Origin of the sequence: Streptomyces sp. NPDC002809, from assembly GCF_040295435.1 — a bacterium.
GTDB lineage: Bacteria > Actinomycetota > Actinomycetes > Streptomycetales > Streptomycetaceae > Streptomyces.
In genome coordinates this window covers 14263-40202 of record NZ_JBEOVJ010000041.1, presented here as the reverse complement: position 1 = coordinate 40202, position 25940 = coordinate 14263, and the positions used below count along the sequence as shown (strand labels likewise).

Sequence of the window (25940 nt, the reverse complement as noted above, 5' to 3'; positions counted from 1 at the left end):
CGTCGGTCCTGTGCCGCCGGGGTGCACGATGCGTATTCACGTTTCCTGTAGGGAAACAGTGTTGACGTGAGTGGAACCATGGCAGTAGACAGGAGAGGTGCTCATCTCCGATCACCGCTGGGCCCGCGGAGGACGTCGTCATGCCTGATGCACCATCCTTGCCCGACCCGGTCCGGCGGATCATGGCCGGCGGTGTCACCGTCACGATGGCGGACGGCGTGCGCGATCGCGCCCTCGACTCCGCCGGCCGGACCGCGGTCGTCGACGGGGAACGCACTCTGACCTTCGCCGCGGTCCACGCGCGGTCGAACCGGCTCGCCCAGGCGCTGCTCGGTGCCGGCCTGGTACCGGGCGATCCGGTCGCGGTCCTGCTGGGTAACCGCCTGGAGTACCCCGAGGTGGCCGCCGCCCTGGCCAAGGCCGGACTGCCGATGGTGCCCCTGGGTATCCGTCAGACCGGCCCCGAGGCCGCCTGGATCGTCGGGCACAGCGGGGCGCGCGCCCTGATCGTCCAGGGCGAGCGGGCCGAGGAAGTGCTCGACGCCCTTTCGGCGAGCGCCGACCGGATCGCCCTGGTGCTCACTGTGGGCGCGCCCGGCCCCGGGCGTGCGTACGAGGAGGCGCTCGCCACCGCACCCGACCGTGACCCGCTGGTGCGGGTCGGCGGCGAAGACGTCTTCTGTATCCAGTACACCTCCGGGACCACCGGCCGTCCCAAGGGCGCGCTGCTCACCCATCGGGGCCGGGCACTGACCGCGCTGCTCTCGGCGCACGAGTGGGGGCTGGGGGCCGGCCGGACGAGCCTGGCGGTCGCTCCGATGAGCCATGGGGCGGGGTTCATGTTCGGCTTCGCGCCGGTCCTGACCGGTGGCACCGTCGTGATGCTGCCCCGCTGGGACCCCGCCCGCATGCTCTCCCTGGCCGAGGAGCACCGGGTCCAGTCCGTGTTCCTCGTGCCGACCCATGCGCAGACCCTTCGGGCGCTGGGCGAGGACGCACCTGCCCGGCACCGTCTCGACGCCCTGGACACGCTGTACTTCAACGCCGCAGCTCTGCCGGTCCAGTTGAAGGAGTGGGTGCTGGACGCGTTTCCGCTCTGCGGGGTGCATGAACTGTACGGATCGACCGAGGGCGGCGTGGTCACCGACCTGCGTCCGGTGGACGCCCGTCGCAAGGCCGGTTCGGTCGGGCGGGCCTGGTATCTGACCGAGGTCCGCGTGGTCGACGACGAAGGCCGCGCCGTGGCGCCCGGCGAGCCCGGCGAACTGTTCAGCAAGTCCCCCTTCCTGATGGCCGGATACCTCGACGACCCCGAGGCGACCGCCACCTGTACCGCCCCGGACGGCGCGCTGTCGGTGGGCGACGTCGCCACCATGGACGACGAGGGGTACGTGACCATCGTCGACCGCAAGAAGGACCTGATCGTCTCAGGCGGGCTCAATGTCTACCCGCGCGAGGTGGAGGAGGCGCTCCTGCACCACCCGGCCGTGGCCGAGTGCGCGGTGGCGGGAACGGCCGACCAGGTGTGGGGCGAACGGGTCACGGCCTTCGTGGTGTGGGCGCCCGGCGCCGTCCCGGCCGCAGTCGAGGACCTCGCGGACTTCCTGCGTCCCCGACTGGCCGGATACAAGCTGCCGCGTCGGCTGGAGGCCGTGGACCGGCTCCCGCGCAACTCGGCGGGCAAGGTGCTCAAACGCGAACTCCGCGACGGGGCAGCCCCGTCGCGGCCGCAACAAGATCCCAGTACGGCATGAGAAGCGAAAGGCGGTGGCGCGGTGCGCCCGCATGTGGAACTCATCCATGAGGACGACTACGTATGGCACGTGGCCGAATTGCCGGGAGGTACGGGCGAGGTGCGCGAGCGACGGCTCAGCACCGACGAGGAGGACGGCTCCAGCGCGCTCTCCCTCGAGTTCGACACCGACTGGTCGCGAGGAGCGGGTGTGCCCGCCGCCGACACCGAGTTCTTCGTCGTGTCGGGCCGGCTGACCTACGGCGACACCCCGCTGGGGCCGGGAGGGTACGTCCAGGTGCCCACCGGGGTGCCGATGGAAGCCGTGTCGATCGACGCGGGCAGCCGGGTGCTGCACTGGCGCGAGTACGGCCCCGCCGACTTCGCCCTGGACGGTGAGCGTGCGGTGGAGACCGACGGTGAGGTCACCGTGCGGGACCCTGAGGACATGGAGTGGGTGGCCGCCCCGACCGTGGGGCCCATCTCGCCGCTGTACATCAAGCTGCTGCACCGTGACGAGAAGACCGGCTTCTACACCCGGCTGATCCTCGCTCCCAAGGGCTGGACGGATCACCGCCTGGCCCACCACCCCTGCTACGAGGAGTTCTACACACTCGCCGGGCGGATGACCTACAACTTCGGCGACATCGACCCGGGCACCTACTGTTTCCGCCCGCCGTTCGTCAAGCACGGCCACTTCGTCGCGGAGGAGGACACCACGTGGATCATCCGCTCGGACGGTGAACTCATCAACTGGTACACCACCGAGGAGTGGATCAACTGGGGCGGTGAGGCGGAGAACTACGAGCCCCACCAGGCACCGCAGCCCTCCACCATGCCGCTGCGTTCCCGCTCCCGGGGTGAGTGGACCCGCGACGGCATGTGACGGACCCTCCGGCGGGGCGGATCGCGGTGACGCGGCCGGCCCCGCCGGATGTTGTACGTTCCGGCTGATGACCGCACAACGAACGCCCCTGCCCAGACCGGCTGTTGTGCCGGTCCGGGCAGGGGCGTCGACCGTGTCGGTCTGCCGGGTCAGCGGGAGAGGTACCGGCCCTGCGGCGCCCCGGTGACCTCGCCGTCGCGGTAGGCGATCTGCCCGCGCAGCACCGTCGCGGTCGGCCAGCCGCGCACGGTGCGCCCGTCGAAGGGGCAGTGGTCCTGGCCCGACAGCAACAGCTCCGGTGTGACGGTGTGCTCGGCGTCCAGGTCCACGACGACCAGGTCCGCGTCGTGCCCCACCATCAACGAGCCCTTGCGGCCGGCCAGGCCGTAGGCGGCGGCCGGCGAGGCCGAGGCCAGCTCGGCTATCCGGCGCAGCGGCACGCCCCGCCGGTGGTAACCCTCCGACAGCAGCAGGGGGTAGAGCAGGGCGGTCCCGCCGAACCCCGGCAGGGCGGGCCACAGCGCGTCGCCCTTGCTCTCCTCCATGCAGCACGCGTGGTCGGAGGCCACCCAGTCGACCGTGCCGTCCGCGACACCCGCCCACAGCGCCTCGTTGTCCGCGGACGTACGGATCGGTGGATTCACCTTGCCGCCGAGACCGGCGCCGGCCGCATCCAGACTTTCGTGGTCCAGGCACAGATGATGGAGGGTCACCTCCGCCCGGATGTCCGTTCCGGGTGCGGCGGCGCGGGCCGCACGTGCCGCGTCGAGCGCCTCCCCACTGGACAGGTGCAGCAGGTTGACCGGGCAGCCGGTGGCGTGGGCGAGTGTGGCCGCCTCTCCGATGGCCACGCGCTCGGTGAGTGGCGGACGGGCCTCACTGTAGGCGCGCAGCGTCTGCGGATCGCCCGCCGCGCGGACCCGGTCGATGAACAGCCGCATGAGCTCGGCCTGTTCGCAGTGGAGCGAGAGCGAGACCCGGCCGTCCGGACGGGCGGCGTCGGCCGCCGCGACCGCCTCCATCAGCTGGTAGAGGTGGCCGAGGTCGTACTCCTCTCCCTCGCCGGTCATCCGGAAGCCGGGGGCGTCGCGGGAGTCGGCGGAGAGGTTGAACCCCTTGTAGAACATGTAGTACTTGAAAGAGCTCACCCCTGCGTCGGCCACCAGCGCCGGGATCTCGCCCGTCTGGGCGGTGTCCATGGGGGCGAGGTGGAAGCCGTAGTCGGTGTGCGCCCGGCCCTCCACCGCCTTGAGGACCTCGGGCAGGATGTCCGCGTACGGCCCGGTCCGGTTGAGGTAGTGCTCCCCGGTGCGGAAGTACGACAGCACGCTGGTGACGCCGCCGACCAGCGAGGAGCGTGTCTCCTCCGCGGCGTCGACGCCCAGCTGCCGGTAGATGCCTAGGTGGAAGTGGGCGTCCACGGCGCCCGGGAACACCATCTTGCCCTGTGCGTCCAGCACTTCCTCGGCGTCCGATGCGGGGAGGTCGTCGCCGATCGCGGCCACCACCCCGTCCCGGACCGCGAGGTCGGCGCGGATCTCGCCGGTCCATGGCTGGACCAGCGTGCCGTTCTTCACGAGCAGGTCGTAGCGTGCCAAGTCCTCTGCCGCCTTCCGGTCCCGGATCCCCTGGGGGAAACATCGTTTCTCTTCTGTGCGAGCGTGCCGCATGCTAGCTTTTGGTAACGCTGTTCCGCAAGGAGAAACAGGCTTGACTGAAAAGGTGTGAGCCGCTGTGCCGTCCCGCATCCCTTCCGGAGCCGGCCCCGTGCCCCCTCCGGGTCCGCTCGCCGGACTGACCGTGCTCGACTGCGCCACCTTGTTCGCCGGACCGCTCGCCGCCACCCTCCTGGGCGATTACGGGGCCGACGTCATCAAGATCGAACACCCACGGCGCCCCGACCCTGCCCGCACCCACGGCCCCGCCCGCAACGGCACCGGTCTGTGGTGGAAGATGCTCGGCCGTAACAAGCACACCGCCACCCTCGACCTCTCCCGGCCGGCGGGCGCCGCACTCCTGCTGCGCCTCGTCGAGCAGGCGGACGTCCTGATCGAGAACTTCCGCCCCGGCACGCTGGAGCGGTGGGGCCTCGCCCCCGAGCGGCTGCACGAGGTCAACCCCGGCCTCGTGATCGCCCGGGTCACCGGCTTCGGCCAGTTCGGTCCGTACGCGCGCCGGCCCGGCTTCGGCACCCTCGCCGAGTCGATGAGCGGCTTCGCCGCCGTGACCGGGGAACCCGGCGGGCCGCCCACCCTGCCTCCGTTCGGCCTGGCCGACGGCATCGCCGCCCTGGTCGCCGCGTCAGCCGTCCAGACGGCGCTGCTGCACCGGACGCTCCAGGGCGGCCAGGGGCAGGTCGTCGACCTCGCCATCATCGAACCGCTGCTGACGCTGCTCGGCCCCCAGGCATCCGCGTACGACCAGCTCGGCACCGTACCGACCCGCACCGGCAACCGATCCGCCAACAACGCCCCGCGCAACACCTACCGCACCCGCGACGACCGCTGGGTGGCCGTCTCCACCTCCGCGCAGTCCATCGCCGAACGGGTACTGCGCCTCGTCGGCCACCCCGAGGTCATCGACGAACCCTGGTTCGCCGGCGGTTCCGGCCGAGCCGCCCACGCCGACCTTCTCGACGCCCACGTCGGGGGCTGGATCGCCGCGCGTGACCTGGACGACGTCATGGCCGCCTTCACCGAGGCCGAAGCGGCGGTCTGCCCGGTCTACGACATCCGTGACGTGTTCGCCGACCCGCAGTACCGGGCGCTGGACTCCATCACCACCGTCCAGGACCCCGAACTCGGCCCGCTGCGCATGCAGAACGTCCTCTTCCGGCTCTCCGCCACCCCTGGCTCGATCCGCTGGACCGGACGCCCGCACGGCGCCGACAACGAAGCCGTGTACGGCGGACGGCTGGGCCTGACGGCCGACGAACTCAAGGTGCTCATCGACGAGGGAGCCGTATGAGCGGCTCCGAGTGAGCGGCTCCGTATGAGCGGCTCCGTATGACAACACTTCGCCAAGCCACCCGCGTACACGGTCCCGCCCACGCACCCACCGAGAAGCCCGATGAAGGGAACTCCATGTCCGGCGCCCCCGGCGTCCTGCCCACACCGCTCTGGCACGCCCTCGCAGGAGCGCGCGTCGTCGACCTCGCGCAGCCGATGCGGCGCGGCATGCCCCAGTCGCCCAACCACCCGCCTTTCCGCCTCCTGCTGGAGCGCCGCCACGGCGACATGGTGCGTGAGGACGGCGGTTCGGCGGCCAACGAGATCGTCATCACCGGCGGACACGTAGGCACCCATGTCGACGCGCTCGCCCATGTCTCCCACGACGGACTGCTGTACGGGGGGCTCGCGGCCGCCGAGCAGCAGAGCCACGAAGGCTTCGCCCGCCTCGGTATCGACGAGTTCACCCCGTACGTCGGCCGGTGCGTCCTGCTGGACGTCGCCCGGCTGCACGGGGTGCCCGTGCTGCCCGCCGGGTACGAGATAACCCCGGACGACCTCGCCGCCGCCGAAAGCGCCGCGGGCGTCACCGTCGCCGCCGGCGAGGCCGTCCTGATCGGCACCGGCTGGTCGCGGCACTGGGCGGACACGGCGGTCTTCACCGGCCAGACCGGCGGTGCCCCCGGGCCCGGCGCGGCGGCGGGGGAGTGGCTGGCCGCCCGCCGCCCCGCCCTCGTCGGCGGTGAGACCATCGCGTTCGAGCACATCGCGCCCGGCCGGGGTCACGCCACGCTGCCGGTGCACCGCACGCTGCTGGTGGAGTCCGGGATCAACATCGTGGAGACGATGCGGCTCGACGCGCTCGCCGCCACGGGCGCCGCCGAGTTCCTGCTCGTCCTCGCCCCGCTGCCGTTCGTCGGCGCGACCGGCGCCCCCGCCCGCCCGCTCGCCCTGCTCCCCGAGGACGCTGCCGAGTGAACGCCACCAGCGCACTGACCACACCCCCCGGCCTGGCCGCCCGACTGGCCGTGTTCGCCGCCGGCTGCCGGGACGGTGTGCCCGAGGAGGTCACCGCCGACGCCACCGGTCGCATCCTCGACTTCCTCGGCAACTGCCTCGCCGCCCTCGGCCCGGACACCGGCGAGAGAGACGAAGCGGCACCTCACCGGGCCGCTCTGCGCACCGCCCGGCGGTCCGGCGGACACCCCGAGGCCGGCGTCATCGGTACCGGCGACCGGTTCCCGGCCGACCGGGCCGCACTGGTCAACGGGACCCTCGCACACGCCCTCGACTTCGACGACACGCATCTGCCCTCCGTCCTGCACCCCACGGCCGCCGTACTGCCCGCTGCCCTGGCCGTCGCCGAGGCGGAGGGAGCGGACGGCGCCGCCCTCACCGCCGCGCTCGCGGCCGGCGGCGAGATCTGCGTACGGCTCGGCATGGCGTCCTACGATCCGGCGCTGCGCAACTCGGTGTTCTTCGAACGCGGGCTGCACGCCACCTCGATCTGCGGGACCGTCGGGGCCGCCGTGGCCTCCGCCATGCTGCTCGGCCTCTCCGCCGAGGGCATCGCCGATGCCATCGGCATCGCCTGCTCCATGGGGGCCGGGGTGATCGAGGCGAACCGGACGGGCGGCAGCGTCAAGCGCGTGCACTGCGGCTGGGCGGCCCACTGCGGCGTCACCGCCGCACAGCTCGCCGCCGAAGGTGTCACCGGCCCGCCCACCGTCATCGAGGGGCGCTTCGGCTTCCTCGCTGCCTTCCTCGGCGACCAGTGGCACGCCGAGCCCCTCACCGAGGGCCTCGACGCGATGCACGACACCGCCAACTGGCAGTACCTGCGCACCGTCTACAAGCCCTACCCGTCCAACCACTTCACCCATCCCGGCATCGACTGCGCCCTCGCCCTGCGGGCCCGCGGCCTGGACCCGGACACCATCGCCACCGCCGAACTCGGCGTCGCCGGTGCGCCCCGCCGCACCATCGGCGAACCGCGCGAGGAGAAGGCCCGCCCCCGCACCCCGTACCACGCCAAGTTCTCCGGCCCGTACACCGTCGCGGCCGCCCTGCTCGCCGGTGAGAACTCCGGACTTGGCCTGCACCTCGCCGACTTCAGCCCCGGCGCGTTCGAGGACCCGCGGCGCCGGGCGCTTGCCGCGCGCGTCGAGGTCGTCCGGGACGCCGTGTGCGACGACGAGTTCCCGCACGCCTTCAGCGCCGTCCTGCGGGTCACCACCCAGGACGGCACACGTTGGGAGCACCGGGTGCCCGGTTCGCGCGGAGGTCCGGCCGCCCCGCTCACCCCGGAGGAGCTGGAGACCAAGTACCGGCTGGGCGCCGAGCCGGTACTCGGGGCCGGGCGGGCACAGCAACTCGCCGCCTACGTACGTGTGTTGCCGGGGGCGGGCAAGGGGTGTGCCCGAGAGCTCGTCGACGGGTGCCGGCCGGAGGTTCCGGAGCCGCCCGAGGTTCCGGAGCCGTCGCGGGGCTGACCCGGAGGCGTCCGAGCCCCCGGGCCGGCCCCTTCAGCGGCCCGCCGCCAGGGTGCGGCGGGCCGCGCGCACCACGGCCTCGTCGATCATGCGGCCGTCCGCGCCGACGATGACGGGCCGGCCGGCGCGCAGCGCGGTGTCGAACCGGTCCACGAGGTCGCGTGCGGCGCCGAGTTCGTCCGCGGACGGAGTGAACACCTCGTGCACCACCGGGATCTGCGCCGGATGGATGCAGGCCCGGGACCGGTAGCCGAGGGCGCGCAGCGCCGTGGTGGAGCTGCGCAACGCCTCGGTGTCGCGGTAGTCGGTGCTCACCGGGCCGACCGGAGGGCCCACCCGGGCGGCCGCGCAGGCCAGTACGAGCGAGACCCGGATCGGCAGCAACTCACGCTCGTCCGGCCCGGGTTCCATGCCGATCTCGGCCCTCAGGTCGGCCTCGCCCGCCTGGAGGTGCGCCACCCTGGGGGAGGCGGCGAGCGCGGGCGCCGCCAGCACCGCCCCGGCCGACTCCAGTAGCGGCGACAGTGCGACGGCCCCCGGCGCGAGACCCAGCGCGGCCTCCCGCCCGCTCACGACCCCGTCCACGGCCGCCGCGTCGGCCGGGCTCTCGCACTTCGCGAGGCACAGGCCGTGCAGGGCGGGCGAGACGACGGCGGCGGCGTCCGCGAGGCCCATCGGACCGGGGTTGACCCGGACCCACACCTCGGTCGGCCCCCCGGGCGAGATCCCGGCGAGCCAGTCGGCGGCGGCCTTTCGCGCCGCGTTCTTGGCGTCCGGGGCGACGGCGTCCTCCAGATCGACGATCACCGCGTCCGCGCCGCGCTCCAGGGCGCGGGCCAGCATCGCCGGCCGGTCGGCCGGCACATAGAGATAGGAACGGGCCACAGGGTCACCCGATCCTGGTCGCGCCGGAGGTCAGCCGGCGGGCGATCACGGTGCGCAGGATGTCGTTGGTGCCCTCCCCGATGCTCATCAACGCCGCGTCCCGGTACAGCCGTTCCACCACGAACTCCTTCGAGTAGCCGTATCCCCCGTGCAGCCGCATGGCGTCCAGCGCCGCCGTGATCGCCGTCTCGGATGCGAACAGCTTCGCCATCCCCGACTCGGTGTCCACCCGCTCCCCGCCGTCCGCCCTGGACGCCGCCCAGTACACGAGCAGCCGCGACGCCTGGAGCCGGGTGGCGATATCGGCCAGCCGCAACTGCACGGCCTGGAAGTCATGGATCGGGCTGCCGAACGCGTGCCGTCCCGCGGTGTACGACAGCGCCGCGTCCAGTGCCGCCTGGGCGATGCCCACCGAACGCGCCGCCACGTTGATCCGGCCGGTCTCCAGCGCGGACAGTGCCTGCTGCATGCCCCGTCCCTCGGCCCCTCCCAGCAGGCAGTCCGCCGGCACTCGCAGGTCCTCCAGCAGCAGTTCGCACGTCTCGGTGCCCTTGTACCCCAGCTTGGGCAGGTCACGGGTGACGGTGAACCCCTCGGTCGCCGTGTCCACCAGCAGGATGCTCATGCCCCGGTGAGCGGGCCGGGCCTGCGGGTCCGTCTTCACCAGCACCGGCAGCACACCGGCGTGGCGGGCGTTGGTGATCCAGGTCTTGGCGCCGTTCACCACGTAGTGACCGTCTTCGAGGCGGGCGGTGGTCCGGATGCCCTGAAGATCGGTGCCGGCGTCGGGTTCCGTCAGGGCGATCCCGCTGCGGCACTCACCGGTCGCCATCCGGGGCAGCCAGCGCGTGCGCTGCTCCTCGGTGCCGTTCCGGGCGATCAGCAGACAGGCCAGGGAGTGCGAGCCGAGGATGCCGGCGATACCCATCCAGCCCCGGGAGATCTCCTCGAAGACCAGCGCGAAGGAGACCATGTCGACCTCCAGACCGCCGTAGGCCTCCGGCACGGTGAGCCCGAACAGGCCCATCGCGCGCATGGTTTCGATGATCTCGGCGGGATGCCGGCCGGACTCCTCCCACTCGGTGGCGACCGGCTCGATCTCCCGGGTGACGAAGTCGCGCAGCGTGCGACGGAACAGTTCCTGCTCAGGGCTGAGGGTGAAGTCCACGGTTCACGGCTCCGGTTCGTCGGGGGGCGCGTCGGGCGCCGGGGTGAAGGCGGGCTGGCGCCGGCCGTCGGGCAGGGGCAGCCAGACGAGGCGTACGGGCTGGTCGCAGCGGAACGAGTCGGGGTCGCCGAGCACCGGCACCAGTAGCACCGGCCCCTCGGCGAGCCGCACCCGGCCCACGGTGTAGGGCACCGCGCGGCTGTCCGGTGCGCGGTGCACGGTCGTGAACGAGTCCAGCACCGCCGCACCGCGCACCGGCACCTGGCGCAGACCGTCGATGCCGCCGCAGTGCACACACAGCACCCGCGGCGGATGCTGGTGGCCGCCGCACGCCGGGCAGTGCTGGACACTGAGCGTCCCCTCCCGCGTCGCCTGCCAGAACGCCTCGGTGACGGCGTCGGCGGGGGCGGGCAGTGGACCGGGCAGGGAGGGTGCCCCTGTCGTGCCGCTCATCGCGCGTCCTGCCGGGCGAGCACCACGGTGGCGTGGGTCGAGAGGATGCCCCCGGTTCCGTGGGCCACAGCGTTCCGAGCCCCCGGGACCTGGCGGGCCCCGCACTCCCCGCGCAACTGCCGTACCGCCTCGATCAGCAGGAACAGTCCGAACATGCCGGGATGGCCGTACGACAGCCCGCCGCCCGAGGTGTTGACCGGCAGCCCGCCGCCGGGGCCGATGCGCCCGTCGGCGACGAGCGCGCCGGCGCCCCCCGGCGGGCAGAGACCGAGGGCTTCCAGCGACAGCAGCGTCGTGATGGTGAAGGAGTCGTACACCTGGACGACGTCCATGTCGTGCGGGCCGAGGCCGGAAGCGGCCCAGGCCCGGTCCGCGGCGGCCCGCGCGCCGGTGTCCAGGAGGTCGGCGGGGCCGGCCGACCCGGCGTGGGAGGTGGCCTCGCCGTAGCCCAGCACCAGCACGCCGGGACGCGGCAGGTCGCGGGCCCGTTCGGCGGTGGTGAGGACCAGGGCGCCGCCGCCGTCGGTGACCAGGCAGCAGTCGGCGGTGGTGAGTGGACTGGACAGCATCGGCGCGGCCAGCACCTGCTCCACCGTCAGCGGTCCGGTCGTATGGCGGTATGCCTCGGGGTTGAGCAGGGCCCACGCGCGGGCGGCCACGGCCACCTCGGCCAGCACTCGTCGGTCGAGGCCGTGCACGTGCAGATAGCGCCGGGCGGCCAGCGCGTAGTGCGAGGCGGGGAAGAGCGGGCCGGCCGGCGCCTCGAACTGAGCCTCCGGCGACGCCGCGTCGTAGGGGCCGGTCAGTGAACGGCGGCGGGCCGAGCGCTGGTCGGAGCCGTACGCGATGACGACGGTGCGGCACTGCCCGGCCGCCAGCGCCTGCGCGGCCCGTGCCACGTACATCTCGAAGGCGCTGCCGCCCGCGAACGTGGAGTCGGTCCAGGCCGGCCGGATGCCGAGGTAGTCGGCGGCCTGGGTGGCGGCGAACCGGCCCGTGCCGGCCGTGGCCAGACCGTCCACGTCGGACAGGGCGAGCCCGGCATCGGCCAGTGCCCGGGTGACGCCCTGGGCGAGCAGGGCGAGGGCGGGCAGACCGGTCACGCCCAGATCGGACGTGGCCGCCCCGACGATCGCGGCTGTCACGAGGGGCCGCCGCCGACCGGAGAGGCCGGCGGCGGGGTGAGCGTCAGCGTCGCCCCGGCGGTCGCCACAGCCGTGCGGGCTCTCGGCCCCGAGACCTCGACGCGCTGCTCGACGGTCACGAGGCCGTCGTCGCCGACCGCCGTGACCCGGCCGGTGCACACCACGCTCTCCCCGGAGAACACCGGCTGTGCGAACCGGAAGTGCAGGGTGCGCAGCACACACTGCGGTCCCAGCCAGCGCTGCAGCTGTTCCGCCAGGAGAGCGCCCAGCACCTGTCCGTCGACGACCGGTGCGGGCAGCCCGCGGGCCGTCACGTACTCGGTGTCGTAGTGCAGACGGTGCCAGTCCCAGGTGGCGCCCGCGTAGGCGACCATCCGGGACAGCGGGAAGTCGCGCCGCAACGGTGGGACCACGGCACCGGGCATCAGCTGCGGGCCGGTCATCGGCTGCTCCCCTCGTCCGCGGCGGGCACGTCGTCGGCCGGGGCGAGGGCGATGTACAGCACGGTCTCCTCGTTCTCCGCCAGCAGTTCGTCGCCGGACGTGTAGGCGCAGTGCGAGCGCACCACGAGCATCGGCAGACCGTCGCCGGTGGTGCGCTCCGTGACGGAGGTGAGCGTCCAGGTGGCGGTGATCAGGTCGTCCGGCCCCACCGGCCGGTGGAACGTGTAGGAGTTGCCGCCGCGCACGGTCCGGGTGCCGGGCAGGGAGATGCCCCAGGTGTGCCCCGGGTAGCCGTCCTCGTCCGGGGGCAGGCCCGCGTACTGGTTGGTCTCGCACACCAGGGTGGGCGGGGCGATCACGTCGGGGTGGCCGTGGGCGCGCGCGTAGTCGGGGTCCAGGTGGAGCGGGTCGGCGTTTCCCGTGGCGAGCGCGAAGTAGCGGATCGCGGCCCGCCCCAGGACCTCGGGGGCTGTGTAGACGGCGGTGCGTCCGGTCAGTTGGGCGCGCAGTTCCTCGGTGAGCAGTTTGGGTGTGGTCACCTCGTACCTTCCTCTGCGGGAGCGGGCAGGACAGCTGTGGGGAACAACTCGGTGAGGAACTCACGCCGCAGCAGGGTGGCGCAGCCGACGGAGGTGACGGCGGGCCGGGACGCGGCCCCCAGGATCCGCGTACGGGCGGCGGTGACGGCGGCCCGGTCCGCGACGGCGGGCGGGCAGAGGTACTCCTCCACGGAGACCAGGTGCTCCGGACCGCCGCCGGCCGCCGCGACCACCTCCAGGACGGCGCGCAGCACCGTCTCGGTCTGCGCCACCACGTCGCCCTGGTGCAGTGCCTGCTGGGTCTCCATGTCGAGCGCGGCGAACCCCGACATGTGCAGGGTGCGGCCGGCCAGCACACCGGGGCTGTAGGTGAGTGTGTCGTAGCGGCTCCAGCCGGGATTGACGGAGCTCAGTGGGTGCCGGGACGCGGTGACGTCGAGCGCCACCAGGATGCCCGGTGCGTGCAGCCGGCTCATCAGGATGCCCCCGGCTCCCGGGAACACCCCGGCGCCGCCCAGCAGTTCGCGGCGCGGTCCGGAGCAGGCAGGATAGGCGCGGCGGGTGGCGGGGGTGGTGTAGTCGAACGTCGTGACGGCGTGGTCGAGGCTCAGCCCGGCGCTCTTCAGCAGCCGTCCGGCCTTGCGCAGGCAGTACGCGTACTGGGCGGGGAAGTCGTCCGGATGGGCGACGTCGCCGTGGTCGTCGACGGGCAGCACGGTGGGGAGGCGCACGGTGCCGTCCCCGGCGGCGGTGCGGGACCCCGCCCGTACCGCCAGCAGCGCTTCGGGATCGGGGAGGGACTCCACCACCACGGTGCGCGCGGAGCCGGCCGCGTCCGGGAAGTGCGCGGCGCGGATCGCCGCGAGTTCCTGGTGGGCGTCGAGCGCGGCGACGGTGACGAACTCGGTGAGCGGGGCGTTGTGCGGGTCCGTGAGCCTGGCGCTCAACGCGCCGTATGCGGCCCGGGCCTGGGCGGCAGGTCCCGCCCCGCGTCCGAGAACGGTCACGTCGGCCGGGCGGGCGGCCGGGGGAGTTGTGGCGGTCAACGGGGCCTCCGGAGGGGGACAGGGGAGCGAGGGGCGGTTCACGGGACAGGAGGGGCGGCGAGGATCGCCGAGGTGAGAGCGAGCACGGCATCGATGCCGTCCTCCCGGTCCAGGCGCAGGACGCGTTCGGCGAGCTCGCGCGTGAGGACGCTCTCGCCCCCCGCGTTGGCATGGAACCCGGCGACCACGCGCGCGGTGTCCGGGGGGCGCACGGGGCCGCCCTCGATCCGGACGTCGAGGGCGGTCCCGTCGTGCAGTAGCGCCCGCAGCACCCCGGGCGCCTCGGCGTCGGGACCGTCGTACGCCCGGACGGTGTGGGTGACGCGGGCGGCGAGTGCCGTCACATCCGGCCGGAGCAGGGCGTCGGCGCGGTAGCTGGCGAGGGACAGTGTGCCGTCGCGCAGCATCAGCGCGGTACTGAAGGGCAGGGAGAACTTGGCCTCGTAGGCGGTGCGCGGCGCGACGCGGTGCGGGCGCGGTACGCAGACCACGGGCTCGGTGCCCGGGGGAACCTCCGCGACGACGGAGGCGAGCGCCGACGTGCCGCCGTACGGGATCAGCCGTGCGTGCAGCGAGGCCGCCGCGTCGAGGGTGCGGTGCAGCAGGTGACAGCACGGGTAGAGCTTGCTCTGCACCGCGCTGACGTGCCACATCTCGCCCAGGTCGCCCACGATCTCGTCGGCTGTGACGGCGTGGCCGGCCAGTGCCGTGTACACCCCGTGGCGTCCTTCGAGAACAGTGGAAGGGCCTTCGGCGCCGGCCGCGGCGAGGCGAGTGGCGAGCAGTCCGGCGTGCGCGGCGAGCCCCGGGTGCAGGGACTTGGTGTCGCTGCCCGTGTCCAGGAACTCCAGCAGCCCGCCCGCACTGCTGCCGGCGATGCCCAGCGCGTGGGCGGTCACCTCGGCGGACCGCCCCTGAAGGACCGACGAGGTGACCGCGGCGGCGAAGACGGCCGCGACCTGGGTGGCGTGCACGCCCCGGGCGTGGAAACGGTAGGGGGCGCCGAGACCGACCCGAAGCGCGGTCTCGTAGCCGGCCGCGGCGGCGGTCAGCAGGGCGGGACCGTCCGCCCGGGCGGCTGCGGCCGAGGCGAACAAGGCGGGCAGAACGGCAGCCGTGGCGTGCACGAGTGCCCCGGGGTGGGTGTCGTCGCAGTCCAGGGCGTGCACCAGCGCGCCCAGCGCGAGTGCCGCGGCCGGTGACCCGACCGGTGCGGCGAGACCCGGGACCACGGCTTCCGGCGGGCCGCCGAGCGCGGCGGCGACGGTCAGCGCTGGTGCGGCGTGGCCGCCGCGTGCCGCGGCGAGCACACAGCCGAGGCCGTCGAGCAGTTGGCGGCACAGGGCGCGGCGGATCACGCTGGGGATCTTGGCCGGTGTCAGTTCCACCGCCCAGCGGGCGAGTTGGACGGCTGCGGGTTCGCGCGCCAGGTCGTCGGGGTGCGTATGGGAGTGGCCGTGACCGGCCCCATGAGGGCCGTGCGCGTGCGGATGTGGATGCGCGTGGCCGATCGCCTCGGCGGTGGCTGTTTCGGCCACGGCTGGATCGGCCACGGGTGGTTGGGCCACAGCTGGTTGGGCCACCACCGGGGCCGCCACGGCCGGGACGGTGTGTGGCCGGCCGGTGTCAGTCACCGAAGGCCCCCTTCGCGCGCAGGCCCGCCGCCCGGTCGGCGTCGTAGCCGAGCAGGTCGCGCAGGACGGTGTCGGTGTGTTCGCCGCGCTGCGGCGCCCGGGGCGCCTTGCCGGGGGGCCGCTCGCCGACCCTGACGGGGCTGGCCACGGAGCGCACGGTGCCGTAGCGCGGGTGGTCGCTTTTGACTACCAGGCCGCGCGCTTGCGTGTGCGGGTCGGCGAGTGCCTGAGGCACGGTGTGCACCGGCCCGCACGGCACCTTCGCCGGGGTGAGGATCTCCAGCCAGGCGGCGACGGTCCGGGTTGCGAAGAGGGCCTCCAGCTCGGGCACGAGGGTGTCGCGGCGTTCCCCGCGGCCCGCGAAGTCGGCGTACGGATGGCCGGGTTCGGCCCACTCGGGATGTCCGAGCACCGCGGCGAGGCGCTGCCAGAACTTCTCCTTGGCACAGCCGACCACCAGCCAGCCGTCCGAGGCCTCGAAGGCCTGGAAGGGCACCAGGGAGGGGTGGGCCGAGTGCCGGGTGCGCCGGGGTTCGTAGCCGGCGCTGAGGTGCCACGTCGCCGGGTACGTGAGCATGGAGACGGCCGTGTCGTACAGGGAGACGTCGCAGTCGCAGCCCACGCCGTCGCGGCGGGCCGCGTGCAGCCCGGCGAGCAGCGAGAGCGCGGCGACGAACCCACCGGAGTAGTCCACCAGCGACAGGCCGGACTTGGCGGGCGGACCGCCCGGCTCGCCGGTCAGGTCCATCCAGCCGGCCAGGCCCTGCAGGACGTAGTCGTAGCCGGGCTGGGCCGACCGCGGCCCGGTCAGCCCGAAGCCGCTCAGGGAGCAGCAGACCACGGCCGGGTTGAGGTGGCGCAGATCGGCGTAGGTGATGCCGATCCGGGCCGGGACGTCACCGCGCAGGTTGGAGTAGACGGCGTCGCTGTGGCGTACGAGATCCTCGAAGACCTCCCGGCCCGCCGGGTTGGCGAGGTCGAGGCGGACACTGCGCTTGCCGCGGTTGAAGGTCTCGAAGAACAGCGAGTCCTCGCCCTCCTGGTACGGCGGGACATAGCGGCCGACGTCCCCGCCGGAGTGGGGTTCCTCGATCTTGATGATCTCGGCGCCCAGTTCCGCCAGGTGCCAGGTGCCGAACGGTCCGGCGCCGTACTGCTCCACAGCGATCACCCGGACGTCCTCCAGGGGGCGTCGGGCGGGGGAGGGGGCGGTGGTCATGGGCGCAGCTCCCGGATGAGGTCGAGGACATGGGCCTGGGACTCGCGGATCTGATGGCTCGTCAGGCCGTGTACGGGCACGGTGAGTTTGAGGCTGTCCGCAGTGCCCGCGTAGCCGGTGAGGAGCTCCGCGACCTGCTCCCGGGTACCGCACAGGGTCAGCGCGCGGGTCATCGCCGGGTCCACGGCCGCGGCCAGCGCGCCCGCACGGGCACCGGGCCTGCGGAACTCCTCCGCGACCCGGCGCTGCGGCTCCTGCAGACCGTGCGCGGCGAACAGCGGTGCGTACGTACGGACCGAGGCGTAGAAGCCGACGTTGCCGGCGGCACGGCGCAGGGCCTCGGCGGGGTCGGGGTGGACCGAGACACACACCGACGCCACCACCTCCAGGTCCTCCGGCTCGCGGCCGGCGGCGGTCAGCCCGGTGTGCAGGTCGGGCAGCACGGTGTTCCGCAGATGGTCGCGGGAGCCGAGTTCGTGGCCGATCCAGCCGTCGGCGATCTCGCCCGCGAGCCGGAAGGTCAGCGGACCGGCGGCCGCCAGGTGGAGCGGGACCCGGGTGCGCACGGGACGGGGCCGGCGGTAGCCGCGCACCCGTAGCGAGGCGAGCGGACCGCCTGCCTCGAAGGGCTCGCCGTCCGCGCAGCGGGCGATGAACGTCCGTACGCAGTCGACGGTTTCGCGCAACCGCTGTGCCGGGTGGTCGAACGGTACGCCGTGCCAGTCCTCGTTCAGCCGGCGTACCCCCGTGCCGAGACCCAGTACGGCCCGGCCGCCGGAGAGTTCGTCGACGTCCATGATCTCCAGTGCGCAGATCATGGGGGAACGGGTGAAGGCCAGCGCGACGGCGGTGCCGATGCGGGCGGTGGAGGTGGCACAGGCCAGCGCGGCGGCGGTGACGGTCGCGCTGCGGTGGAGTTCCGATGCCCACAGGGTGTCGGCGCCCGCTTCCTCGGCGGCCCGGCCGGCGGCGGTCAGTTCGGCGAGATCCTCGCCCCACGGGGCGTAACCGAGGCGGGGCGTCGGCGGGGCGCTCACTCCGGAATCCGGGCGGCGGCCGGGCGCGGGCGCTCCGGTCGCGCGGGAGCGGGGTGCGCGGTCAGTGCGGTGGCGGGCCGGGGGCGTACGTCCACCAGGGCCGAGGCGCCCCGCTTGTGGACGTAGAAGGTGCGCAGGAACGAACACACCTCCGTGCCTCGCTGGTTGATGGTCCGGGTGCGCACGGTGACGATGCCGGCCTCCGGCCGGGAGGCGGACTCGCGCTTGGAGACCACCAGGGACTCCGACCACAGGGTGTCACCGGCGTGCACGGGGGCGGTCATACGGATGTCGTCCCAGCCCAGATTGGCGAAGGCGTTCTGGGTGAGGTCGGTGACGCTCTGGCCGACGGCGATGGCGACGGTGAGGGTGGACACGACCAGCGGGCGGCCGAACTCGCTGTGCTCCGCGTATGTGCTGTTGAAGTGCATCTGGCTGGTGTTCATCGTCAACAGCGTGAACCAGGTGTTGTCCGCTTCGCTGATCGTGCGGCCGAGTGGATGCTCGTAGACGTCACCGGGGCTGAAGTCATCGTAGAAGCGCCCGGTCCAGCCCGGACGGACGACGGGTTCGGGCTCGGCGGTGGAACTCATGGCGTCCTCTTTCGGATGCGGGCTCCCGGGGCCGCGGCGAGAGGCTGTGCGCCGCCCGGACGTCGGACCGGAGCGGGCGGCCATGCGGCGGCGATGCGGTGGAGAAACAGGTAGGCCCCGGGTGCGGCGGGGCGGTGACGGACAGGACCCGGTTGCCGGGCGGTCCGGGGCGGTGTCCCGTCTCGACCCTAGGAGGGCGCCAAGCCCCCGTCAAGAGGAATGTTTCCCTGTGCGGTCCAGTGTTTCCCTTCAGGGGTGATGGCTCGACTCCCTTCGGAAACAGGAGTTTTACCACCGCAGGCCGCCCGTGCCTTGACAGCGGGGCGCGGCGGTGGCTCCATGTGACCCACTGATTCGAAACACCGTTTCCCCATAAGAAACACTCCGGGTGCCGTCGGCGCCCGGCTCCCACGGCACGTGCGAGTGCACGTGCCGCACATGGAGGGGGCAGTTTCCCGCTATGAGAGCCAAGACCATCGCACCGTGTTCGACCCGCACCGCGGCAGCGCTTGCCGCGCTGGTCGTCGCCGCGGCCGGATCACTCGTGCTCGGTGGCGCCCGGCCGGCGTTCGCCGGCAGCGCCGAGGTGTCCTACGACTGCGTGTTCTCCTCGTCCCACTCGCTGTTCAACACGACGGCGACCCTGACGGCCGCGGACACGACCACGGCCGGCACTCCTGTCGACCTCACCCTGGCCTTCGCCGACGGACCCGCCAACGGCCCGGTCGCACTTACCGCGAACACCGTCGCCGTCTCCGCCAAGGTCGGTGTCTCGGGCCAGGACGCGGTCAACGTGAGCGCGCCCGCCTCCAACGCGGCCGTTCCCGCCTACGCGGAGATCCCCATCCCGGAGCTCACCGGACAGCTCACCGTCGCCCAGCCCGGCACGGTTCAGCTCACTCCCGGTGACATCACGCTCAACATCACCAACTACGGCCTCACCATCGCGTGCACGGTCCAGGGCACACCCCCGGTCCTGTCCACCGTGACCGTCACCGACGGCAGCGTCGGCTCCGCCGCCGCGGCCGTCGAATCGATCTCGGGCCGGCCCGCCGCCGACACCACCGGGGCCCGCCGGGGTGACGTCGTCACCCTCGGCGGCACCGGCTGGACCGCCGGCGAGGCGGTCGACGCCGAGCTGTGCGCCCTCGACGGCACCGCCTGCGCCGCGGGTGCTGTCACCCCCGCACTCACCGTGGACGGCGACGGCAAGCTCGCGGGCACCGTCGAGATAGGCGCCGGCGCCACCCCCGGCCCGCACAGCCTGGTCCTCACCCAGGGCTCGCTGAGCTCCACCGTTCCCCTCGGTGTCCTCGGCACCCGCGCCATCCAGCTCAGCCCGGCCACCGGCGGGCCCGGCACGACCACCACCGTCACCGGCGCCTCCTTCGACCCGGGCGACGAGGTCACGGTCACCGGCGTCGACGCCGACGGCAATCCCGTCGGTGACACGCTCACCGCACCTGTCAACGCGCGCGGCGGCTTCACCGCCTCCCTCACCCCGCCCTCGGGCACCGTGAAGATCCTGGCCACGGAGAAGGACGGCACCGCCGCGGACTCCGCCGAGCTCGCCTGGACCGCGCTCGCCGACGGCGGCAGCTCGGAGCAGACCCTCAAGGTGGTCGTCTCCGGCGGGGCACTGACCATGGCCCAGGAAGCGGGCGAGGTCACCCTCTCGCCCGTGTCGGTGGACGGTACGGAACACGCGTCGACCGGTGATCTCAAGGCCGTCGAGGTGAAGGACTTCCGCGGCAGCACCCGCGGCTGGTCGCTGGTCGGGACCGTCACGGACTTCACCAACGCCGCGGGAGCCGCCATCCCGGCCGGCAACCTGTCATGGACGCCCACCTGCGCCGTCCACGACGGCGCCGCCGCGGCCTCCACCGTCACCCCGGGCAGCGCCGGAGCCCTCAGCTCCACCACCGCCGTCCCGCTGTGCACCCAGGCCGCGAGCGACGATCCCGCCTCCGTCACGGGCGGCGACTTCGACGCCGGCGCCGCGCTCGATCTGAGCGTGCCGGCCATCACCCAGGCCGGCGAGTACGCGGCCGTCCTGCGCCTGACCCTCTCCTGAGGCGCACCCGGCTCCGCCCGCGAGCGCGGTACTCCTGGCGTTCGTGCGAACTCCGCCTGTGAACGCGGTACTCCTGGCGTTCGTGCGAACGACCCCAGCCCGCCGCGGGCCCCGTACCACGGGGTCCGCGGCCGTCCGGAGGATCTGACAGACCGATGCGTCCTACCGCCCGCGGCCGCATGGCCGCCCGTTCGGTCCCGCTCGCCGTGCTCGCGGTGCTCACCGCCCTGGCCGGCTGGCTGCTCGCACCTGAGGCCGCTGCCACGGCCGGCACGGACGGGAAGTCCCAGGCGTGGTCGGTACAGCCCACGGACAAGGGCTCCGGCGGCGCCCGGCGCCTGGTGTTCCAGTTGGACGCACCGCCCGGCGCCGTCATCCGCGACTCGGTGCGCGTCAGCAACCTCTCCAGCGAGCCGATCTCGTTCCAGGTGTACGGCGCCGACGCCTACAACACCCCCCGCGACGGCGGGCTCGCGTACCGCCAGGCAGGCGAGGCCCAGCGCGCCATCGGCGCGTGGGTGAAGCTGCGGACCAACGCCCTCGTCATCCCCGCGCGCCGTGCCGCCGACATCCCGTTCACCGTCACCGTTCCCCGCGACGCGACCCCCGGCACCCACACGGGCGGAGTCATCGCCCTCGACAACGCCCTGCGAGGCGCCGGCACCACCGACTCCGGCGTGGACGTCAGCATCCAGCGGGCCATCGCGGTCCGCCTGGAGCTCACCGTCTCCGGACCGCTCACCCCGGGACTCTCGGTGAGCGGGGTCCGCCTCGACCAGTCGTCCGGCGACACCCCCTTCGAGGCGGGTCGTGCCACCGTCCACTACACCGTCACCAACACCGGAAACACCCCGGTGCAGGGCAAGGCCGCCATCGCGGTCACCGGCCTCTTCGGCCGTACCGTCGCCACCCGCACCCGGTCCCTGCCGCTGATCCTGCCCGGCCAGCACACCGAACTCACCCTCGACACGGGCCGCTCGCCGCCCGTCGACCTGCTCACCGCGAAGGTCACGGTCTCCGCGACCGGGACGCCCGACACGACCGCCCGCGTCAACCGCCTGGCCCTGTCCTGGCCCACGCTCGGCGCCGTGGCCGTCGCCGCCGCCCTCGTCGTCGCCGGGCTGTCCCAGCTCCGCCGGCGTCGCCGCACCCTCGCGCTGGAGCACGTATGACCGTTCGCCGGGCCGTGGCACCGCCGGCCGCTCACCGCCTCCTCTCCCCGCTTCCCGGCGCCCTCGCCGCGGCCGTCGTCGCCGTCGCCCTGGCCGCCGGCCCGTCAGTGGCGGCTGACGGGCCGGACGCTGCCCGGCCGGCGATCAGCACCGATACCGGCCGGCTGGTCCCAGGCCGTCCCGTCACGGTCGGCGGCACGGACTGGCCCGTCGGCGCCACCGTGCAGACCGAGGTGTGCGGGCTGCGCGCCGTCCATGGCAGCTCCGACTGCGACACCACCCGCGGCGCGGTCGCCCTGGTCGCGGCCGACGGAACCTTCAGGCTGACCCTCCTGGTGGGCGCCCCGCCCGCCGACTGTCCGTGCGTAGTCCGTGCCACCACAGGAGCGGGCCAGAAAGCCCGCAGCGCCACGACCGACATCGAGGTGGCCGACGTCCCCGAGGGTGTGGTGCCCGATCCCGGCACCAGCACCCCCCAAGTGGCCGTCGTCGACGCCGAACTGACTGGGGACGGCGGCCTCGCCGAGCTCTTCGGCGGACGCCCTCACCGAACCCTCGTCGTCACCGTCCGCAACACCGGCACCGCCACACTCGGACGTACCCCGCTCATCGTGCGCTGGGGCGGGGGCAGCAGCATCGACACCGACGTCGCCGCCCCTCTCACGTCCCCGCTGAAGCCGGGGGAGCAGGCCACCTACCGCGTCCCGGTGGCCATGCCACTGGCCTCCTTCGGCCGCTACTCGGTGGGCGGCCGCTACGACTCCCGGTCGTTCGTCGTCACCACCGACCTCTACCCCTGGGGGCTGATCTCCGTGGCCGGCGCCTCGGTCCTGCTCACCGTCTTCTCCGCCGGCTGGGCGATCCGCCGTCGGCGGAACCGGCCGCCCGCCCCGGTCCCGCCGCCCGCCCCCGCCACGTTCCCCGCCCCGGCGGCGGTCCCGGTCACAGCCGAAGGACTCCACTCCATGCTCGCCATGCTGCCCGCGGCCCCCGCCCGTCCCGACGACCCGGCGGTCCGGTCCGAGCCCCTCGGCATGGAAGGGCTGCTGCGCCGCCTGGCAGGCCGGCCCGCCCTCATCGATCCCGTACGACTGGACACGTTGGAAGCCTTGTTGGCATCGACCCCGCCTCCTGCTTCGCAGGGTGACGCGCCGGTGGTCACCGAGGCCGGGAGGCGGACATGAACCGGCTCTCCCTCACGCACCGGTCTTCGGCCGCCGCGCACGCCGCCGCGGCGGGAGCCGCCACCGGGCTGGTGACCGGCGGCCTCGTGCTCGGCGCCCAGCAACTGGGCGGAATCCTCGGCATGCCCGGCGCCGCCGTCCGCTACGTCCTGCTCACCGGCGCCCTCCTGGCCCTGGCCGGGCTGCCGCTGACCCGGCGCCTGGTCGCACGCTGCGGCGGTCATCCGCGCGGCGCCGCCCGCTGCGCGCTGGCGGCCTGTCTGCTCGTGGTCCTCGCGGGCGCCGTGCCGCACGTCGCCGTGTTCTGCGGGGCGGTCCTGCCGGCCGCGCCCCTCGGCGCCGCCGCCTTCGTCCTGCGTACCCACGGAGCCTGGTACCCGGCGGCGCTGACCGGCTTCGCCGCGAGCGGCGCGGCCGTGTGGCTGCTCCCGGACCGCCCCGAGAGCGCCCTGCTGCTGTGCGCGGTGGCCGGTGTACTGGTTCTGGCACCCGTGGCCCTGTCCGGGGCCGTGCAGGACCCGGTCCCGGAACCCGTGCCGGGCCTGCCCGGGGCGGGCTCCCGCACCGTTCGCTCCGCCCATGCCGCCGTCGGCTTCGCCGCCGGGGCGGGCGCCCTGGCCACCCAGGACTTCCTCACCTTCCGTTTCGAACTGCTCGGGGCGCAGCAGGCCACGTACTTCGCCGCGGCCGCCGCCGGAGCCGCGCTGCTGTACCTGCTGTTCCGCCTCCCCGCCGACGGTGTGCCCGCCGCCGACGCCCGCCGGGGAGCCGCGACGCTCCTGGCGGGTGCCGGCGCGGCCCTGCTCGCACTGGCCACCGCGGCAGGCCCGGACCGGCTGGCCGTCTCCTTCGGAGCCCTCCTCTGCTGCGTTGCGCTCGCCGGCCGCCTGCTGGACCGGGCGTTCACCGGCCGGCGCCTCGACACGGACGCCGGCTGGGTCCTGCTGGGCGCGCTGGCCGGAATGGGCACCCTGTCCGGCCTGCGCGGCGCCCTGGACGCCGGTGACGCGCTCGTCCTGTGCGCCCTGCCGCCTCTGCTGGGGACCGTCCTGCTGACCCGCACCGCCGGGGAGCCAGCGACCGAAGCGGCCGCGGCCGAACTCCTTTTGCGGGTGCAGGATCTGACCGTACGAAGAGGCGGCCACACCGAGATCCGGCGGCTGCGCCTGGCCGCCGCGCCGGGCGACGTCCTGGTGCTGCGCGACGAGAGGTCGGGCCGGCGGGCGGTCGCCCTGCTGCGGGCCCTGGCGGGTCTGGCCCGGCCGGCCGCCGGCCGCGTCCGCCTGCACGGCCAGGACGTGCGGCGGATGAACACGCGCTCGCGCTGGCTGCTCGGCCTGTCGGCGGCCGTGGACCCGGTGAACGCCACCGGCGTCGGCGTACTGCCGCAGATCGCCTCGGACCGTACGGTCCGCGAGGCACTGCGCGCCGCCGCCGAGCGCCACGGACCTTCCCGTGTGGTGGAGTTGGAGCAGAGCGCACTTGCCGCGTTCCCGGCGCTGCACGCGAGGCTCGACGATCCCCCGGCCGAACTCGAACCCGCCGAGCGCTGTGTGCTGGGTCTGGCGCAGACGCTCCTGGCCCGGCCCCGGCTGCTGCTGCTCGACCTGACCGCCCCGACTGCCGCGGCCCTCGCCGACGACCCCCAACTGGCCTCGCTCGTGCGACGGATCGCCGGCCAGGGGACCGTGGTGCTGGTGGCCACATCCGGCAGCGCCGCGACGCTGCTCGGAGGCCGGCCGATCGACCTCACGGAGCGCCGCCCCTCCCGCGCCGGCCGGTCCCGCCGCCGTCCCGCCTCCACCGACGTGCCGCGGTCCGGGCCGGCCGTGGTCGAAGGAACGGCCTCACACGAAAGGAAGCCGGTATGACCCACTCCGCCCGGTCGCGTGCGCGCCGAGCCGCCATGGCGGCGGCTGCCTGCGGCCCGCTGCTGATCCCCCTGTTCGGGCCGGCCGCCGTGGCGGGCGCCGCGGACGCGGGTGCCACCGTCACGGTTTCGAGGGCCACCGGACTCGTCGAGGGCGGACACATCACCGTCACCGGCGAGGGATTCCGGCCAGGACTCACCTCGGTCGCGGTGGGCCTGTGCAAGCAGGGCTACCACGACAACAAGGACTGCGAACTCACCGGAGGCGCCGCCCTGGTCAACATCGACGCGCACGGACGGCTGCCGAAGGTCACGCTCACCGTGCACCGCACGGTCGCCGGCGCCGACTGCCTTACCACCCAGTGCGTCGTAGGAGTCTCCCCGCTGCCCGCCGGAACCCCGGCCTCGCTGCGCCCGCCCAACACCGTCGACATCCCGATCGGTCTGAAGGGCGGCACCGTCACCGGCGAGCCGTCCGGTGTCGGACACGCACGGACGGCGGCCGCCGGAGCAGGCGGTTCCGACTCCGGCTGGGACGGCCCGTCGACGGGGCTGTGGGCGGCCTGTCTGTCCGTGGTCGTGCTCTGCGCCGGTCTGTCGCGGTTCCCGCACCGCCCGAAGTCCTTCCCTCTCTTCCGTTCTGGAGGTACCACCTGATGCGCACCGTGCTCCGCCGGTCCACAGCACTGGCCTGTGCCGGCGCGGTGGCGTTCGCCACCGCCGTACTCACTGCCCCGACGGCTTCCGCCGCGGGCGTGCTCACCGTCAGCAAGACCACCGGAATCGCGGTCGGTGACACGGTCACCGTGTCCGCGAAGGGGCTGAGCGCGAGCCAGGGCTTCGCGCCGCTCGGCCTGTGTAAGCCGACCCCCGCGGGACCGACCGACTGCGAGACCTCGGCCGACTCCGCCCACATCGGCAAGACCGATGCCTCCGGTGTCTGGCACGCCTCGTCCGACAACGCGACCAGCGTCAAGATCACCATCAAGGCGAAAGCGGGCGGGGTGAGTTGCACGCAGGCGCCGGGCGCCTGCGTGATCGCCGTCTTCATCACCGCGACCAAGGAAATGGTCCAGGTGCCGCTCACGGTGTCAGCCGGCGGCGGTACTCCGTCGACGAGCCCGAGCCCTTCCGCCACCGCGTCGTCAGCCGCCGCCGGTGGGAATTCAGCTTCCTCCGGCGGGGGTTCCGATTCCTCAGGCGGAGGTTCCTCTTCCTCAGGCGGGGGGTCGTCGGACACGTCGGCCGGCGGCACGTCCGGGGCCGACGACAGCCTGGCCCACACCGGGAGCATCGACGGAATCCCGGTCGGCCTGCTGGCCGCCGCGACGCTGGTGCTCTGCGGTGGCTCGGCCCTGCTGCTGATGCCGCGCCGCCGGCGCGACTGACCGGGACTCCCGCTCGTACGTCCGCCCCCATG

23 protein-coding genes are annotated in these 25940 nt (G+C 73.7%); 11 read left to right on the top strand and 12 right to left on the bottom strand.

Annotation, left to right across the window (positions count from 1 at the left end; genetic code table 11):
• The first annotated feature begins 140 nt into the window (after nt 1-140).
• Both ABT025_RS23400 and ABT025_RS23395 read left to right on the top strand, forming a co-directional pair.
• A complete protein-coding gene (locus ABT025_RS23400; protein WP_350997700.1) occupies nt 141-1754 on the top strand; it encodes a class I adenylate-forming enzyme family protein in 1614 nt (537 codons plus the stop codon).
• Nucleotides 1755-1775: 21 nt separating this feature from the next.
• Entirely contained in the window at nt 1776-2618 is an 843-nt protein-coding gene (locus ABT025_RS23395; RefSeq protein ID WP_350997698.1) for a DUF4437 domain-containing protein, read from the top strand.
• 149 nt (nt 2619-2767) lie between these two features.
• Here ABT025_RS23395 and ABT025_RS23390 read toward each other — a convergent pair whose 3' ends face one another.
• Nucleotides 2768-4216: a dihydroorotase gene (locus ABT025_RS23390; RefSeq protein ID WP_350997695.1), complete on the bottom strand. Its 1449-nt coding sequence runs from the start codon at nt 4214-4216 to the stop codon at nt 2768-2770.
• 148 nt (nt 4217-4364) lie between these two features.
• Here ABT025_RS23390 and ABT025_RS23385 point away from each other — a divergent pair, with 148 nt between their 5' ends.
• From ABT025_RS23385 to ABT025_RS23375, 3 genes are all read left to right on the top strand, one after another.
• Entirely contained in the window at nt 4365-5585 is a 1221-nt protein-coding gene (locus tag ABT025_RS23385) for a CaiB/BaiF CoA transferase family protein (protein ID WP_502972008.1), read from the top strand.
• 116 nt (nt 5586-5701) lie between these two features.
• Entirely contained in the window at nt 5702-6544 is an 843-nt protein-coding gene (locus ABT025_RS23380; protein WP_219569843.1) for a cyclase family protein, read from the top strand.
• Complete coding sequence (locus ABT025_RS23375; protein WP_350997688.1) at nt 6541-8058, top strand: MmgE/PrpD family protein; 1518 nt, start codon at nt 6541-6543, stop codon at nt 8056-8058. The genes ABT025_RS23380 and ABT025_RS23375 overlap by 4 nt, the downstream gene beginning before the upstream one ends.
• A 33-nt stretch (nt 8059-8091) precedes the next feature.
• On the opposite strand, the gene ABT025_RS23370 is transcribed toward ABT025_RS23375, so the two are convergent.
• The 11 genes from ABT025_RS23370 to ABT025_RS23320 all read right to left on the bottom strand — a co-directional run bounded on the left by ABT025_RS23370 (nt 8092) and on the right by ABT025_RS23320 (nt 18220).
• On the bottom strand, nt 8092-8943 hold the full coding sequence (locus ABT025_RS23370) for an HpcH/HpaI aldolase/citrate lyase family protein (protein ID WP_350997685.1): 852 nt from the start codon (nt 8941-8943) through the stop codon (nt 8092-8094).
• A gap of 4 nt (nt 8944-8947) precedes the next feature.
• Nucleotides 8948-10111 (bottom strand): acyl-CoA dehydrogenase family protein, encoded by a 1164-nt coding sequence (locus tag ABT025_RS23365; RefSeq protein ID WP_350997683.1) that lies wholly within the window; start codon nt 10109-10111, stop codon nt 8948-8950.
• A 3-nt stretch (nt 10112-10114) separates the two neighbouring features.
• Nucleotides 10115-10564: a Zn-ribbon domain-containing OB-fold protein gene (locus tag ABT025_RS23360; protein WP_350997680.1), complete on the bottom strand. Its 450-nt coding sequence runs from the start codon at nt 10562-10564 to the stop codon at nt 10115-10117.
• Nucleotides 10561-11709, bottom strand: a complete 1149-nt coding sequence (locus ABT025_RS23355) for an acetyl-CoA acetyltransferase (protein ID WP_350997677.1) — start codon at nt 11707-11709, stop codon at nt 10561-10563. Before ABT025_RS23355 ends, ABT025_RS23360 begins: the two co-directional genes overlap by 4 nt.
• Nucleotides 11706-12152, bottom strand: coding sequence for a MaoC/PaaZ C-terminal domain-containing protein (locus ABT025_RS23350; protein WP_306106010.1), 447 nt, complete (start codon nt 12150-12152; stop codon nt 11706-11708). Before ABT025_RS23350 ends, ABT025_RS23355 begins: the two co-directional genes overlap by 4 nt.
• Nucleotides 12149-12691 (bottom strand): FAS1-like dehydratase domain-containing protein, encoded by a 543-nt coding sequence (locus ABT025_RS23345; RefSeq protein WP_219569838.1) that lies wholly within the window; start codon nt 12689-12691, stop codon nt 12149-12151. The genes ABT025_RS23350 and ABT025_RS23345 overlap by 4 nt, the downstream gene beginning before the upstream one ends.
• Nucleotides 12688-13737: a RidA family protein gene (locus tag ABT025_RS23340; protein ID WP_350997673.1), complete on the bottom strand. Its 1050-nt coding sequence runs from the start codon at nt 13735-13737 to the stop codon at nt 12688-12690. The genes ABT025_RS23345 and ABT025_RS23340 overlap by 4 nt, the downstream gene beginning before the upstream one ends.
• Before the next feature lie 38 nt (nt 13738-13775).
• A complete protein-coding gene (locus ABT025_RS23335; RefSeq protein ID WP_350997670.1) occupies nt 13776-15275 on the bottom strand; it encodes an MmgE/PrpD family protein in 1500 nt (499 codons plus the stop codon).
• 88 nt (nt 15276-15363) lie between these two features.
• Complete coding sequence (locus ABT025_RS23330) at nt 15364-16590, bottom strand: CaiB/BaiF CoA transferase family protein (RefSeq protein WP_350997667.1); 1227 nt, start codon at nt 16588-16590, stop codon at nt 15364-15366.
• Complete coding sequence (locus ABT025_RS23325) at nt 16587-17627, bottom strand: LLM class flavin-dependent oxidoreductase (protein ID WP_350997664.1); 1041 nt, start codon at nt 17625-17627, stop codon at nt 16587-16589. Before ABT025_RS23325 ends, ABT025_RS23330 begins: the two co-directional genes overlap by 4 nt.
• On the bottom strand, nt 17624-18220 hold the full coding sequence (locus ABT025_RS23320) for a MaoC family dehydratase (RefSeq protein ID WP_350997661.1): 597 nt from the start codon (nt 18218-18220) through the stop codon (nt 17624-17626). The genes ABT025_RS23325 and ABT025_RS23320 overlap by 4 nt, the downstream gene beginning before the upstream one ends.
• A 460-nt stretch (nt 18221-18680) precedes the next feature.
• Here ABT025_RS23320 and ABT025_RS23315 point away from each other — a divergent pair, with 460 nt between their 5' ends.
• The 6 genes from ABT025_RS23315 to ABT025_RS23290 all read left to right on the top strand — a co-directional run bounded on the left by ABT025_RS23315 (nt 18681) and on the right by ABT025_RS23290 (nt 25908).
• The gene (locus ABT025_RS23315; RefSeq protein WP_350997658.1) at nt 18681-20294 is read left to right on the top strand and encodes a hypothetical protein; all 1614 of its coding nucleotides are present in this window, start codon (nt 18681-18683) and stop codon (nt 20292-20294) included.
• Nucleotides 20295-20449: 155 nt separating this feature from the next.
• On the top strand, nt 20450-21466 hold the full coding sequence (locus ABT025_RS23310; protein WP_350997655.1) for a WxL protein peptidoglycan domain-containing protein: 1017 nt from the start codon (nt 20450-20452) through the stop codon (nt 21464-21466).
• A complete protein-coding gene (locus ABT025_RS23305; protein WP_350997652.1) occupies nt 21463-22650 on the top strand; it encodes a COG1361 family protein in 1188 nt (395 codons plus the stop codon). The genes ABT025_RS23310 and ABT025_RS23305 overlap by 4 nt, the downstream gene beginning before the upstream one ends.
• Nucleotides 22647-24521, top strand: a complete 1875-nt coding sequence (locus tag ABT025_RS23300) for a hypothetical protein (protein ID WP_350997649.1) — start codon at nt 22647-22649, stop codon at nt 24519-24521. Before ABT025_RS23305 ends, ABT025_RS23300 begins: the two co-directional genes overlap by 4 nt.
• A complete protein-coding gene (locus ABT025_RS23295; RefSeq protein ID WP_350997647.1) occupies nt 24518-25177 on the top strand; it encodes a neocarzinostatin apoprotein domain-containing protein in 660 nt (219 codons plus the stop codon). Before ABT025_RS23300 ends, ABT025_RS23295 begins: the two co-directional genes overlap by 4 nt.
• Nucleotides 25177-25908 (top strand): hypothetical protein, encoded by a 732-nt coding sequence (locus ABT025_RS23290; protein WP_350997644.1) that lies wholly within the window; start codon nt 25177-25179, stop codon nt 25906-25908. Before ABT025_RS23295 ends, ABT025_RS23290 begins: the two co-directional genes overlap by 1 nt.
• Nucleotides 25909-25940 lie beyond the last annotated feature (32 nt).